General features: G+C 61.7%; 9 protein-coding genes and 2 tRNA genes. 10 read left to right on the top strand and 1 reads right to left on the bottom strand.

Features of this window, described 5'->3' with window-relative positions:
- Positions 1-325: 325 nt before the first annotated feature.
- The 7 genes from ACWI6D_RS03235 to pknB all read left to right on the top strand — a co-directional run bounded on the left by ACWI6D_RS03235 (position 326) and on the right by pknB (position 11,618).
- Positions 326-787: a hypothetical protein gene (locus tag ACWI6D_RS03235; RefSeq protein WP_449133643.1), complete on the top strand. Its 462-nt coding sequence runs from the start codon at positions 326-328 to the stop codon at positions 785-787.
- A gap of 405 nt (positions 788-1,192) precedes the next feature.
- On the top strand, positions 1,193-3,289 hold the full coding sequence (locus ACWI6D_RS03230; protein ID WP_449133642.1) for a response regulator transcription factor: 2,097 nt from the start codon (positions 1,193-1,195) through the stop codon (positions 3,287-3,289).
- 720 nt (positions 3,290-4,009) lie between these two features.
- Positions 4,010-5,152 (top strand): FhaA domain-containing protein, encoded by a 1,143-nt coding sequence (locus ACWI6D_RS03225; RefSeq protein WP_449133641.1) that lies wholly within the window; start codon positions 4,010-4,012, stop codon positions 5,150-5,152.
- A 21-nt stretch (positions 5,153-5,173) separates the two neighbouring features.
- Complete coding sequence (locus tag ACWI6D_RS03220; RefSeq protein WP_129423450.1) at positions 5,174-5,587, top strand: FHA domain-containing protein; 414 nt, start codon at positions 5,174-5,176, stop codon at positions 5,585-5,587.
- Entirely contained in the window at positions 5,587-6,702 is a 1,116-nt protein-coding gene (locus tag ACWI6D_RS03215; RefSeq protein ID WP_449133640.1) for a Stp1/IreP family PP2C-type Ser/Thr phosphatase, read from the top strand. The genes ACWI6D_RS03220 and ACWI6D_RS03215 overlap by 1 nt, the downstream gene beginning before the upstream one ends.
- A gap of 6 nt (positions 6,703-6,708) precedes the next feature.
- Positions 6,709-9,504, top strand: a complete 2,796-nt coding sequence (locus ACWI6D_RS03210) for an FtsW/RodA/SpoVE family cell cycle protein (RefSeq protein ID WP_449133639.1) — start codon at positions 6,709-6,711, stop codon at positions 9,502-9,504.
- A 74-nt stretch (positions 9,505-9,578) separates the two neighbouring features.
- Positions 9,579-11,618, top strand: a complete 2,040-nt coding sequence (gene pknB, locus ACWI6D_RS03205; protein WP_337369381.1) for a Stk1 family PASTA domain-containing Ser/Thr kinase — start codon at positions 9,579-9,581, stop codon at positions 11,616-11,618.
- Between the two features lie 198 nt (positions 11,619-11,816).
- Here pknB and ACWI6D_RS03200 read toward each other — a convergent pair whose 3' ends face one another.
- A complete protein-coding gene (locus tag ACWI6D_RS03200) occupies positions 11,817-12,110 on the bottom strand; it encodes a hypothetical protein (RefSeq protein WP_449133638.1) in 294 nt (97 codons plus the stop codon).
- Between the two features lie 199 nt (positions 12,111-12,309).
- Between ACWI6D_RS03200 and ACWI6D_RS03195 the strand changes: the two genes are divergently transcribed.
- From ACWI6D_RS03195 to ACWI6D_RS03185, 3 genes are all read left to right on the top strand, one after another.
- Positions 12,310-12,386, top strand: a tRNA-Arg gene (locus ACWI6D_RS03195).
- A 26-nt stretch (positions 12,387-12,412) separates the two neighbouring features.
- A tRNA-Arg gene (locus tag ACWI6D_RS03190) sits at positions 12,413-12,489 on the top strand.
- A gap of 283 nt (positions 12,490-12,772) precedes the next feature.
- Positions 12,773-14,125, top strand: a complete 1,353-nt coding sequence (locus ACWI6D_RS03185) for a magnesium transporter (protein WP_449133637.1) — start codon at positions 12,773-12,775, stop codon at positions 14,123-14,125.
- Positions 14,126-14,128: the final 3 nt, after the last annotated feature.

The following is a 14,128-nucleotide window of genomic DNA, read 5'->3' as shown; positions in this document are numbered from 1 at the left end:
CGACAACACATGCCGCACGCCGCGCCCCATGGCGGCGATTGCCCGCAAACCTGCAGGTCACGGGCGTTTCCTCTTCGCTGCGGCTCATTATAGGAAGCGCGGCGGGCGCCCTATCATCCCGCAAACCCTAAAATGGCGAACTTGTTGGCCCGCACGGGCTGCGCCGGAACCTTCAAGCATCATACGCGCGGGCTTATTCTGTATTTCCCCAGGTCAAACACGTGCGAATGCCTTGCGGCGAAAACGCACGCCCCGTATACTTCCAATCACGTTGCCGAAAGCGGGGCTTTCCGTTCCTCACAGTTATGCGAGAAGGGAGGCTCTTATGGTCAACGCATCTTGGGGCAAGAAGATTCTTGCCATCGCGGTTGCGTGCTGCGCATGCGCGCTGATCGCCGTACCGGCCTACGCGTTCTACTACGTCCACAGCGATGAGGGCACTCAGGTGGAAAGCAAGGGTGTGTACGAGATCACGTGCGTGCTCGACGAAACCGCCCAGGGCGGCGCGATTCGTAGCGAGCTGGTCCTTGTCCCCGAGGGCAGCACGGTTGCAGACCTGCTGAACGAGGACGTTATGTCCAGCGAGAACCAGAATGGCATCGACGCCATTCACAACTACGACGTCACCAGCTTGAAGGACTACCTGTCCGGCAAGCAGTACACGTGCACGGTGCATGCGGCCGAAAGCCAGAAGCCGGGCACGCAGACCACGCACGACGGTCAGGGCACCACGGGTGAGAGCACCCAGCTCAACCGTTACGACAACGTGGTCATCACGGTGGCATAGCGTTTCGCCCACCGTCTGCTCGGGGCTGGTCGACCAGCCAGCCCCGGCGGCCCCTTTCGCGATCGCGCAAGACGGCACAAGGGCGTCGCCAATCCCGGCCCAACACCACCCGCCCGCCGGCCTAGCGCCGCGGCAGCGCAGAGACGCCGGAGATGCGCATGCGAAGCCGTCTTCTAGAGCGTTCTCCATGAGTGCGCTCGAACGAAATAGTCGAACGATTTCAGCCGATTCCGGCCCGCGTCCTCACCATCATCCCCCGAGGATGATTTTTTCATATACCCAGGTGAAACGCTTACCTTGACGTTTTCACCCCAAAAATTACCCCGCTCCCTCATACCACTGCCCCTTTGCGCCCGCTATTATAGGGAGTCGAAGAGGATGCAATTTAATAGGAGGGTTTTGCGTATGGGGGTACGTGTTCCTCGAATCACGCTCAAGGCTGATTTCGGAGATGAAAGCGCCTTTGGAGAGCTCAGCATGCTGTCGGTGGGCTACGGCCTGCACCAAGCATGGGTGTTCGCGACCATGTTCGGCACCGCTTCGGTGTTCGGCGCGGCGCACACGTTCAACGGCATCTACAACAGCAGCGTATCGCTGCCTTACCTTATTTCTTCATGCGTTTACGTTTGCGCACTCATATTCATGGCGCTGACGAACCAACGTTTCCTGAAGGCCTACACCACCCGCACCCTGCTGTGCATAGGCGCATGTCTGTCGTGCGTGGGCACGTTTCTGCTTATGGCACCGCCGAGCACCGGGTTCCCGCTGTTCGAACTGATTTCGGGCATCATGACCGGCATCGGTTCGGCCACGCTCATCATCTACTGGGGCACGGCGTTCGCTCGCTGCGACAGCGCGTCGATCGTGCTGAACACCGCCGTGGCCATCACCATCTCCATCGTGCTGTTCGCCAGCGTGCTGCATTACGCGCCCTTCCCCATCTCCGGCACGGCAACTGCGCTGGTTCCCCTGCTTGAGCTGGCCATTCTGTGGAAGAAGACGCCGGATGCGTACTTCAAACGCAACGATGTCCCCATTTTCAAGCCGCTGCCCATCAACCGCGGCAAGTTCATCGTACGCTTCGGCATGCCGGTGCTGGCGCTGGGCATTGCGCTGGGCCTGCTGCGCAGCAATTCCCTGCAGAACCTGGTCATGAACCCCAGCGTGGGCACGCAGCCCATGCTGATGCTGGCCGCCGGGTGCGCCACCGTCATCGTGCTGATCACCATCATGGCGCTGGGCGGCAGCGACCGCTGGAGCCGCTTTTTCCAGCCGCTAGTGCCCTTCGTTGCCGTCACCATGTTCTTCATCCCGTTCGCCAGCACGGAAAACTACATGCTGACCAGCGTGTTTCTGCTGGTTGGGTTCCTGTGCTTCGAGTCGCTTATGTGGATCTTCTTCGGCGACCTGTCGCAACGCTTCCGTCTGTCGCCCGTGTTCGTGTTCGGCCTGGGCCGCGGCATCCTAGCCTTCGCCATCATGATCGGCACGCTGGCGCCGGTGGCTGCCGTGAACTACGTGCATGCCCTGCCGTTTGGCGGCGAAACCGTGGTACTGCTGATGCTGCTGGTCATCATGTTCGCCTACGCGCTGCTGCCGCGCGAGCGCGAGATCGAGGCCATTGTGGCGCCGTGTCCGCTGGTCAAGGCCGTGTCCGAAAGCTTTGAGAGCCAAAGGGAATCCGCCCGCGTGGCCCAGGCGCGCAACTGCGGCGAGGCCCAGGGCATGACGCGTTCGTTCATGGACGCCGTCCAGCGCGAACGCGTCGGCGAGCGTGCCGGTGCGGCGGGCAACGCGCAGGCTGGTGCGCAAGCCGCTAGCCAGGGCGCGGCGCCGGAAGCGGCAGCCAATGTGGCCACGAGCGCCAAGAACACGAGCGTCGAAGGCGCTTCCCATCAGGAAGAACGCGTCGACGCGCACAACGCCGAAGCCGCATCGGACACGCCGGGCACCTCGGCGGCGGCCGAAAACGCCGCAAGCTCCAGCGACGCTGCGCCCGATGCGCCTGCCGCGCTCGAAGGCACCGCAAGTGCCCAGGCCCAGCAGCCCGCGCAAAACGGCGAAGGCGCTTCCGGCAACACCGCCGCAACAAGCAGTGCCACAGCTTCTGCAACCGCCTCACCTGCGCAAACGCATAGCGCTTCCGCTTCTAGCGCTGCCGGTTCGATGCCTGCGAGCAGCACCGCCTTCGTCACCGTAAGCCGCGCGCCGCTTACGCAGGAGCCGGCCGCAAAGCCCGCGAACGGCAACGACGCCGTGCGCGGCGGCGGGCGCTTCCGCGGCAAGTGCGAGACGGTGGCCAACACGTTTTTGCTGTCGCGCCGGGAAACGGAAATCCTGTTCTTCCTGGCCAAGGGCCACAACGCCGCTTACATCCAGGAGAAGCTCTACATCTCCGAAGGCACGGCGAAGACCCACATTCGCCACATCTATCGCAAGTGCGACGTGCACAACCAGCAAGACCTCATGCGCATGGTCGAAGACGCGCAACCAACCGAATAACCCAGCGCGGATTTTGGTGAAGCCAGCTTCGCCAAAATCCTCGGCGCATGAAGTCCAAATCTGGCAAGAAATCGAGATTCCTGTATCCTGCATGCCAAAATCGCGCTCTCGTGGCAAGAAAAACGGGTTTCTGTAGCTCCGATCCGCCGAGAAATCCTCATTTTGGCAAGAAACCCCGATTCCTGCAGGGTTTCAGGAGTCCGGAAAGGGTTTCGCGCTACAGAAATGCCGATTTCTTGCCACGAGAGCGTCCGGGGGGCATCGGGATACAGAAATGCCGATTTCTTGCCAAGCGCAGAAGCGCGAACGCTTTCCCGAACCGCCTGCGCCGCTCCGAAGAGCGCAACGCTGCCGCTTTTATCCCCCCGCTTTTTAATGGGACAGAGGAAAGGAGGAAGGCCAGTCCCTTCGCCGCTCGCTTCACACCGACCCGAGCGGCAACACGATGGAGAGTCAGCCCCTTCACCCCGCCTTCGCCGTCCCTTCACCCCGCCAACGCCATCGGCTACGCCCACGCCTTCGCCTTGCCTTTACCTTCCTCCCTGCCCCCCATTCGCAAGCGGGCGTGCCACCGGCGTGCACCAGGCAACTTTCCGCTTACGATAAAATGACGATTGCGTAAAAGGCCTGGGGCAGCCATTATGATTGTGTCATGATGGAGCATCGGATAATTTGCGGCACGCGCCGCCGATATATGAGACAGCGTTGCAAGGAGCGGTAATGGGCATCTTCTCGAAGTTCGAGGGCAAAATGGAGGATACGTTCGAGGGCACTGCGGACAAAATGTTCGACGCCCCCATTTCCCCTGTTCAAATTGCTAAGAAAGCCGAAAAGCAGATGCGCCGCGAAAAGATGGTCGGCGCCGGCAAGCAATACGCGCCCACGCTGTACACCGTGTTGGTGAACCCCGACGACGACCGTCGCCTGTTCGGTTACTACCCCACGCTTGCAGGCGAAACGGAAACGTACCTGGCCGCGAAGGCGTCTGAGCAGGGCCTGATGATGGACGGCCAGCCGCTCGTGCGCTTTATCGTGGACGAGGGCCTCAAGCACGGCAAGTTCGACGTCATCGCCGAGGCCGTGGCCGCGCCTATCATCGCGCAGCTGCGCAACGAGGAAATGCAGCGTTACGGCCTGGCGAACAACGGCTACGGCGCGGAGGCCGCCTACCCTGCGCAGCAGTTCGGCCGCTCGGCTGCCGCCATGGCGCCTGAGCAGCACTTCGAGCAGGCCCCGTACGAGCAGCCGCACTATAACCAGTACGAGCAACCGTACGACCAGGGCTATCAGCAACCGGCCGTCCAGCAGGCAGCCCCCGCTTCCAACGGCTGGGAGCCGCAGGGCTACCAGCCCGCGCCCGCGCCCATGCCGCAGCCCGACTTCGGCGCCGCGCCCATGGCCGGAGCGGCGGCCGCAGGTGCCGCAGCCGGTTACGCTGCCGCACAGGCCGCGCCCCAGCCGCAGGCCATCCCGCAGCCCGCGCCTCAGCAGTACGGCGCGCCCCAGCCGGCAGCTGCCGCCAACACCGTCGTGTTCGCGGGCAACCCGGCCGACCTGCAGCAGCCGCATCAGGCAGCTGGCCACGCTCGCTTGATCGACACGGCCGCGAACCGCGCGTTCGACCTGGCCAGCGCCCGCGTTTCGCTCGGCCGCGAATCGCACAACACCATCACCATCCCCGACATCAACGTGTCGCGCAACCACGCCGAAATCACGTTGAGCCCGCAGGGCATGTGGATCATCACCGATCTTGGCTCCACGAACGGCACGTACGTCAACGGCCGCGCCATCGCAAGCCAGCCGCTCAACGAGGGCGACCACATCTCCGTCGGCACCACCGACCTTGTGTTCACCCTGGCATAACGGAAAAGCGAAGGACACCCCGTGATTGATTACGCGCTACTTCTTATCCGCCTGCTGTTCGTTGCGCTGCTTTACCTGTTCCTGTTCGCCATCATGAAGACGGGGATTGGCGCCGTGCGCGGCCAGCGCAAGCGCGAGCGCACCTGGAGCCTTTCGGTCGAACGCGGCCCGAAAGAGCTGCGCGGCGTGTCCATCGTTGTGCGCGGGCCGGTCATCGTGGGCCGCAACCCCGGCGCAGACATCGTCATCGGCGCGGGCTATGTGTCGGGAAGGCACGCCCGCTTCAGCCTGATGGGACAAAACCTCTTCGTCGAGGACCTTGGCTCCACCAACGGCACGGCCGTGAACGGCCAATTTATTACCGAGCCCACCGCCCTGCGTAGCGGCGACACCGTTAACGTGGGCGACGTGGCCATTCGTGTGAGGTTTTCATAATGGCACGTGAACAGCGTTCCTATAAGTCCACGCAACGCACCCGCAAAGGCGCCGTCACCACGTTCGGCAGCCGCACCGACGTCGGCTGCGTACGCGACCACAACGAAGACAGCCTAATTGTCACGCCGCCGCTGTTCGCCGTCGCCGACGGCATGGGCGGCCATGCAGCGGGCGAAGTGGCATCGGAAATCGCCGTGAACGTGCTGGCGGAATTCGCCCCGAAAGATCTTGACGGAGCCGTACTCGAGCACGCCGTCGAAGAGGCGAATCGCGAAATCATCCGCGCCGCGCACGACGGTCGCGGCCGCGACGGCATGGGCACCACCATGACCGCCTGCATGCTCGAGAACGAGCGCCTGCTTATCGCGCAGGTCGGCGACTCACGCGCCTACCTGCTTCACCAGGGGAAACTCCAACAACTCACACGCGACCACAGTTTGATGGCCGACATGATCGAAGCCGGCCAGCTCACGCCCGAAGAGGCGCGCCACCATCCGCAGCGCTCCGTCATTACGCGCGCGCTTGGCAGCGACCCGCACACGCGCCCCGACATGTACGAGATCAACGTGGAAACCGGCGACAGGCTGCTGGTGTGCTCTGACGGCTTGTCGTCCATGATTCGCGACGAGCAGATCGAAGTCACCATGCGCCGCGTACGCGACCCGCAACGTTGCGCATCGCAGCTGGTCAACGAGGCAATCGCCGCCGGCGGCCACGACAACGTCACCGTCATCGTGGCCGATGTCACGGGCTTCGCCGAGAAGCGCCGCAAGAAGATGGCGCGCAAAACGAAGCTGTCCGTGGCGCTGGTGTTCGTCCTGCTGCTTGCCATCCTTGGCGGCACGGCCTGGGGCGTGCACACGTGGCTGCACACCACCGCCTACCTGGGCAACGACAACGGCAAGGTTGCCGTGTACAGCGGCGTGCCCGCCGACGTGTTCGGCGTACCGCTGCACAGCCAGGTGGAAACAACGGACGTGAACGTGTCCGACCTGCAGCCCGGCACCGCCGCGCGCCTACAAGACGGCATTCGCGTAGACACGCTTGACGCCGCAAACGACCTGGTGCAGCAGTACCGCGACGAGGCGGCGCAGCACAACAAGGCGGAAGGATAGCCCGCCATGTCCCGTCGCAACATAGAACTCATCCTGCTGTTGGTGGCCGCTCCCGTGGTGGCCCTGCTGTTCGTGATGATCGCCATCAACGAAGGCCAGCAGGTCAACTTCGATTCGCTGAGCGTGCCCATCGGCATCTTCGCCGCTTTCGTGGTGGCGCATCTTGCCGTGCGCAAGCTCGCCCCCGGCGCCGACCCGGCGCTGTTGCCGCTTGCGTTCTCGCTTTCGGGCATCGGCATCGCCTTCATCACGCGCATCGCCCCGTTCACCGACGCGCCCAACATGGCGCAAGGCCAGGTGGTGTGGCTGTTCGTAGGCGTTGGCTGCATGGTTGCGGTGCTGCTTTTGTTCCGCAACCTGGACAAAGTTGCCAACTATAAATACACGCTCATGCTTGCGGGCATCATCTTGCTGCTCAGCCCGCTTATCCCGGGCCTGGGCCAAGAAATCTACGGCAGCAAAATTTGGCTGCATATCGGCGGCTTCTCGTTCCAACCAGGCGAAATCGCGAAAATCGTCATCGTTCTGTTCATGGCAAGCTACCTGGCGGAAAACCGCGAGTTGCTCTCCGTGTTCACCGTGCGCATGGGGCCTTTCCGCCTGCCCGACATCCGCTCGCTGCTGCCGCTGCTGCTTATGTGGGGCGTGGCCATGCTCATCGTGGTCTTCGAGAAGGACCTCGGCAGCGCCATGGTGTTCTTCTTCGTATTCCTGCTGATGCTCTACGTTGCCACGGGCAAGAAGTTTTACCTGATCATCGGCCTGGGCCTTATGGCCATTGGCGGCGTGGCGGCCTTCATGGCCTTCAGCCACGTGCAGGTACGCGTGAACACGTGGCTTGACCCGTTCGCCGATGCGCAGAACACCGGCTACCAGCTGTGCCAGGCGCTGTACTCCATTGCCGACGGCGACCTGTTCGGCGTGGGCCTGGGCAATGGTCTTGCCGGCGGCACCGACGCGTTCAGCGCCATCCCCGTTGTGGAAAGCGACTTCATTTTCGCCGACATCGCCGAGGAAATCGGCCTGCTGGGCGCCTCGGGCGTGCTGCTGCTGTTCCTGTGCTTCGCCATCCGCGGCTTCCTGACGGCCGCGCGCGCGAAGTCCGACGTGTCCAGCTTCGTAGCCGTGGGCCTGACCAGCATGATCGTGCTGCAGGCGTTCATCATCGTCGGCGGCGTCACGCGCGTCATCCCGCTGACGGGCCTAACGCTTCCGTTCATCAGCCAGGGCGGCTCGTCGCTTCTGGGCAGCTTCATCATCGTGGGCTTTCTGCTGCGCGCGGGCGACGAGGCCACGGGCATCGAGTCCGAAATGCTGAACGGCACCACGTCCAGCCTGCACTCCAACAGCGTGCTCGGCCGCATCAGCCTGGGCAAACGCCTGACGCACAGCATGCTGTTCTGCAGCGCGCTGTTCGCCATTTTGGTGGCGAACCTGACGCTGATCATGGTGGTGAACGCCGATTCCTACCAAAGCATGCCAGGCAACAACCACACGCTTGCCAAGGAAGCGAAAAGCGAGCGCGGCACCATTTCCACGTACGACGGCATCGTGCTGGCGCGCAGCGTGCTTGACGACGACGGCAGCTACAGCCGCATCTACCCTGCCGGCGACCTGGCCAGCCACGTGGTGGGCTACGTGTCGCAGCAGTACGGCACGTCGGGCATCGAAGACGCGTACAACGACACGCTCAAAGGCCAGGAGAACTTCGCCACCTGGACCGATGTGCTCAACGACATGGCCGGCATCGGCACGACGGGCAACGACGTGACGCTCACCATCAACTCGAAGATCCAGCAGGCAGCGCAGGACGCCATCGCCGGCAAGAAGGGCGCTGCCGTGGTCATGGACCCGAAAACGGGCGCCATCCTTGCCATGGCCAGCGCGCCGACCTACGACGCCGCCAACTTTGAGCAGGTCATCGCCGCGGCGAACGCCGACAGCTCCGACTCGTCGCTTATCAACCGCGCAACGGGCAACCTGTACGCCCCCGGCTCCACGTTCAAGATGGTCACGTTGTCCACGACGCTTGAGGACGATGTTGCCAACGAGTCCACCACGTTCTCGTCGCCGGGCACCATCGACATCGGAAACGCGTCCGTGTCGAACTTCAACCACATGAGCTACGGCACGCAAACGCTCGAGCAGGCCACCTGGTGGTCCGCCAACACCGTATACGGCCAGCTAGGCGTGCAGATGGGCGCCGACAAGCTGGTGGAAGGCGCCGAGCGCTTCGGGTTCAACCAAACGTTCGACTTCCCGCTGGTCATGTACACGTCGCTTATGGCAGATCCCAACGAAATGACCGAATGGGAAACCGCCTGGGCCGCCGCCGGCGTGCCCGTCAACCCCATGAACCACGAGAGCCCAGCCGGCCCGCAGGCCACCGTGCTGCAGATGGCCATGGTGGGAAGCGCCATCGCCAACGACGGCGTGCAAATGACGCCGTACCTGGTCGACGGCATCTACAACGCCAACGGCGAACGCAGCTTTACGGCGCAGCCGCAAAAGCTTCGCACGTCCATCAGCGCCGAAACCGCAAAACGCGTGCGCGAGGTGCTCAAGGGCGTCGTGAATAACGGCACCGGCACCGCTGCGCGCATCGACGGCGTGGACGTGGCCGGCAAAACCGGCACCGCCGAGAAAAACGACGGCAACGACATGTGGTTCGTAGGCATGGCTCCCGCCGACGACGCAAGCATCGTGGTTGCCGTGGTAATCGAAGATGGCGAAGAAAGCGAAGGCACCATCAAAGCGCATGATATTTTGCAAACTGCTTTGGAAGTTCAGGGCCTGTTATAGATAAAGTGTGCTCGGCGCGGTACTATGAGGGTTACGCAAATACCGCCCAGCATGTGACCTAAAGGAGTTTAAACGTGACCGGAAACATGATCGGCAGGGTGTTCAACAACCGCTACCAAATAACCGAGCGCATCGGCATCGGCGGCATGGCCGAGGTGTACCGCGCGCAAGATAACGTCTTGGGTCGTATGGTGGCAGTAAAGGTGATGTTGCCCCAGTACGCCGCAGACCAAAGCTTCACCCAGCGCTTCAAGCAGGAAGCGGCAAGCGCTGCCAACCTGCAAAGCCCCTACATTGTCAACGTGTACGACTGGGGCCAGGACGAAGGCACCTACTACATTGTCATGGAATACGTGCGCGGCTCCGACCTGAAAACCGCCATCAACCAGCGCGGCGCCATCAACCAGCGCAAAGTCGCCGAAATCGGCAGCCAGGTGTGCCAGGCGCTTTCCGTGGCTCACGGTCTTGACATCATCCACCGCGACATCAAGCCGCAAAACATCATGGTGCAGCCCGACGGCAACGTGAAGGTCATGGACTTCGGCATTGCGCGTGCGAAGAACTCCACGAAAGAGCAAACGTCCAGCGTGCTGGGCACAGCACACTATATCTCGCCTGAACAGGCACAAGGCAAAGAACTCACCGCCACCAGCGACATCTACTCGCTGGGCATCGTGCTGTACGAATCCGCCACGGGCAAGCTGCCGTTCGACGGCCCCGACGCCGTCAGCGTTGCCATGAAGCAGGTGCAGGACGAGCCGGTGCCTCCGCGCGAGCTGAACCCCGAGATCGATCCGTCGCTTGAGGCCATCATCATGAAGGCCATGGCGAAAAACCCCATGGAGCGCTTCGCCACCGCAAAGGAAATGCGCTCGGCGCTCAACGACTACCTGGCCGGTCGCCCCGTTATGCTCGGCGGCGGCTTCACCAGCGCGCAAACGCAGGTCATGAGCAACGTGCCGCCTATCAGCCCCATGGGCGACGGCACCGCGGTTATGCCTGCAGTCGGCGGCAACCAGCACGGTACGTCCAAAAGCGGTCAAAGCCACTCGTATATGTCGGACAACACTGCGCCGAAGAACAACAAGAAGAAAATCGCCGCCATTGTTGCGGCCGTGGTTGCCGTGGTGGCGCTTATCGCCATCTGCGCGTTCGCGCTTGGCGGAAGCGGCGACAGCAAGGAGCAGATCGAAGTTCCCGATGTCACGGGCCAAACGCTTGACGAGGCGAAATCCGCCATCCAGTCGGCCGGCTTCACGGTTGGCACCGTGCAGCAGCAATACTCCGACAAGGTGGAGTCCGGCAAGGTTATCAGCCAAGACCCCATGGGCAAGTCGAAGAAAGCCAAGGGCTCCAGCATCAACTTGACGGTTTCGCAAGGAACCCAGGAAATCGAAGTGCCTGACCTTACGGGCAAAACCGCAGATGAGGCTAAGAAACTCTTGCAGGCAAACGGCTTGAAGTTCAAGGCCGGCGCCGCTGAATACTCCGACACCGTCGACAAAGACCTTGTTGTGCGCCAGAACGTTGAGGCCGGTTCGAAGGTTGCGAAGGACACTGTGGTCACGTACTACCTGTCGCTTGGTTCCGAAGGATCCTCCGTGCCTAACGTGGTCGGCCAAACGCGCAGTGCCGCTACCACCACGCTGAACAACGCCGGCTTCTACGTCACGTACGATGAGCAGTACTCCGACAGCGTCGCCGAGGGCGTCGTCATCAGCCAAACGCCCGAATCCGGCAGCAAGCTGAAGGCAGACGGCACCGTGAACATCGTGGTCAGCAAGGGCAAGGAAAGCAAGGCCGTCAGCGTGCCGAATGTTGTGGGCCAGTCTGAGGGTGCCGCAACCACCACGCTCAGCAACTCCGGCTTCCAGGTAACCACCGAATACCAAGCCAGCACTTCGGTTTCCGCCGGCAGCGTTATCAGCCAAACGCCTTCAAGCGGATCCGAACTTGACCCCGGCAAGACGGTGCACCTGGTCATCAGCACCGGCAGCGGGTCCACGGGCGGCGGTTCCGACAACAGCGGCAGCGGTGGCTCCAGCACAGGTGGCGGCTCTGGTGCCAATTCCACAGGCGGCGGCTCCGGCACCGGCTCCAACAGCACCAACTAACCAAAACGCGACACTCACTCGCGCCAACGAGAAGAGCCCCCGCCAAGGGGCTCTTCTCGTATATACGGGACAAGGGGACAGTCTCTTTGTCCCATACGGTGTGGCGGAATGGGGCAAAGAGACTGTCCCCTTGTCCCATTCCGCACCTGACAAACGACCTGGCGTCGTCAAGAAACCAGCTTCCCACGGAAAGCCCGGTCAGGCGGTCAAGCTGGCTGCGCTTGCAAGCGCGCCGGATCGGTCAAGGAGCACCCGTAGCTGAACGAGAACACCAGCGAAGAGGCGGGATCGTTCTCCTTCAGAGGCTCGCTGCGGCAACGCGCCAACATCCAAAGAAGGCTGCGTGACGTCGTCTTTCAGCAGCACGTCCAGGTATGCTTCCAAAACGCCTTCGTCCTGTGCGGCAAGCGGAACCTCATCGTTGTTTTTCGGCTCATCTGAACTGGGCTTTTCGCTATTGATATTCTCCGAGCTAGCGCTGTTTGATGACATCGCATCCCCCTTCGGATTGCCTTGTCGCAAGCGTTTACGAGCCCCTTGCCGCGCAATGCCTGCTCATCCTCTTCACGTCAAGTAAGCTCTATTGCATTGCTAATTTAACTGGTAACCAAAAAAATTTTTCTCATTTAACGAAATTAGGTGTTGACTTAGGGGCAAACGACAGGCATAATAACCGTTGCTGTTTCAACGTGCGCCGTTACCTCAGCTGGATAGAGGGACTGACTACGAATCAGTACGTCGGGGGTTCGAATCCCTCACGGCGCACCATTTTTAACAGCGCCGCTTGACAATGTGCGCCGTTACCTCAGCTGGATAGAGGGACTGACTACGAATCAGTACGTCGGGGGTTCGAATCCCTCACGGCGCACCATTTTTAAGCTTTGAAATCCGCAATGGCTCCATCGAGCACATGCGGTTTTTTGTTTTGTAGGCCAAGGAAAGGAATTCTGTTGAAGGTTCGAAAACCGAAACCTCACAGTATGTAGCCTTCCTTCGACGCCATCCCTTACCGGCAGCCGAAGGTCAGGCTGCAACGCGCTCTCGTTTGACAGAGTCTTTACGCACCCGTGATGCCGCGTAGATTCCGCGGCGGTACTATCGCGGGCACGATGAAAACTCTACCGAACGCGAGCATGGACAGTAAGGGAAATCACATGCTCTATCTCTCTCAAATGCTGGGGAAGCCGGTTGTGGACTCAACCGGTGAGAAAATCGGCACCATTTCCGACCTTGCCATCTCTACGGGCGAGGTTTTTCCGCGTATCACCAGCCTGGCCTTCCAGGGGCCGGGCAAAATCCCGTTCATGATCTCGTGGCGCAAGTACGTCGACGAATTCGACGACGACGGCATCACGCTGCAGGTTGAGGCGCACGACATCCGCTTCAGCTATCTGCAGCCCGACGAGGTGCTGCTTGCGCGCGACCTTATGAACCGCCAGATTGTGGACACGCAAGGCCTGAAAGTCGTACGCGTAAACGACCTGAAGCTTTCTGTTTCCGGCTCTCAACTGCGCCTTTTAGGCGCTGAAGTGGGCGTGCGCGGCATCCTGCGCGGCCTGGCGCCGTGGCTTGAGCGCACCGTTGTTTCCGTGGCGAAGCTGTTCGGCAAGAAAATCGACGAGCAGATTATCGCGTGGAACTACATGGACCTGCTCGACCGCGACCTGTCCGAAGTGCAGCTTTCCGTCACGCACAAGCGCCTTGACGAGCTGCACCCCGCCGACGTGGCCGACATTCTGGAGCAGCTTGACCCGCAGCAGCGCGCCAACGTGTTCCAGCACCTCGACGATGCGCAGGCCACCGAGGCCATTTCGGAGATGGAAGACGAGTACCAGTCCGACTTCATCGAAAGTTTGGACAACAAGCAGGCCGCAAACGTGCTGGGCAACATGGACCCCGACGACGCAGCCGACATTGTGCGCGACCTGTCCTACGAGCGCGCCGAAACGCTGTTGCGCCTGATGGGCGTGGAAGACGCCGCTGAGATTCGCCGCCTTCTGGGATACAAGGACGGCACGGCTGGCGGCATGATGACCACGCAATACGTGTCCGTGCGCGACACCGACACCGTTGGGCACGCCATCGAGGTTTTGCGCGAACTGCCTGAAGACCACCCCACCGTTCACTTCGTCTACGTGCTTGACGAATACGACAAGCTGGTGGGCGTGTGCTCGCTGCGCACGCTGGTGCTGACCGACGACAAAACGCCCATGTCGCAGTGCATGTACGACGACGTCATCACCGCAACGCCCGACGAAACCGAGGAAGACGTTTCGGCCGACATCTTCAAGTATGACCTGCCTGCCATGCCCGTGGTCGACGAGCGCGGCGCGCTTCTGGGCATCGTCACCGTCGACGACGCATGGGACGCCATCGAAGACGACGTGCAGGGCGACAAAACGAAGACGTCCGTCCTGAAATGGGTAGGCATCTCCACCGGCTCGCTGCTGTTCTTGGCGCTGTATACGCTGGTGCTGCTGCAAATCGTCGGATTCACGGGGAGATAAGCC

The organism is Senegalimassilia sp., assembly GCF_977052095.1.
The sequence above is the reverse complement of the archived record's forward strand: the minus strand, read 5'-3'. Positions and strand labels throughout refer to the sequence as shown.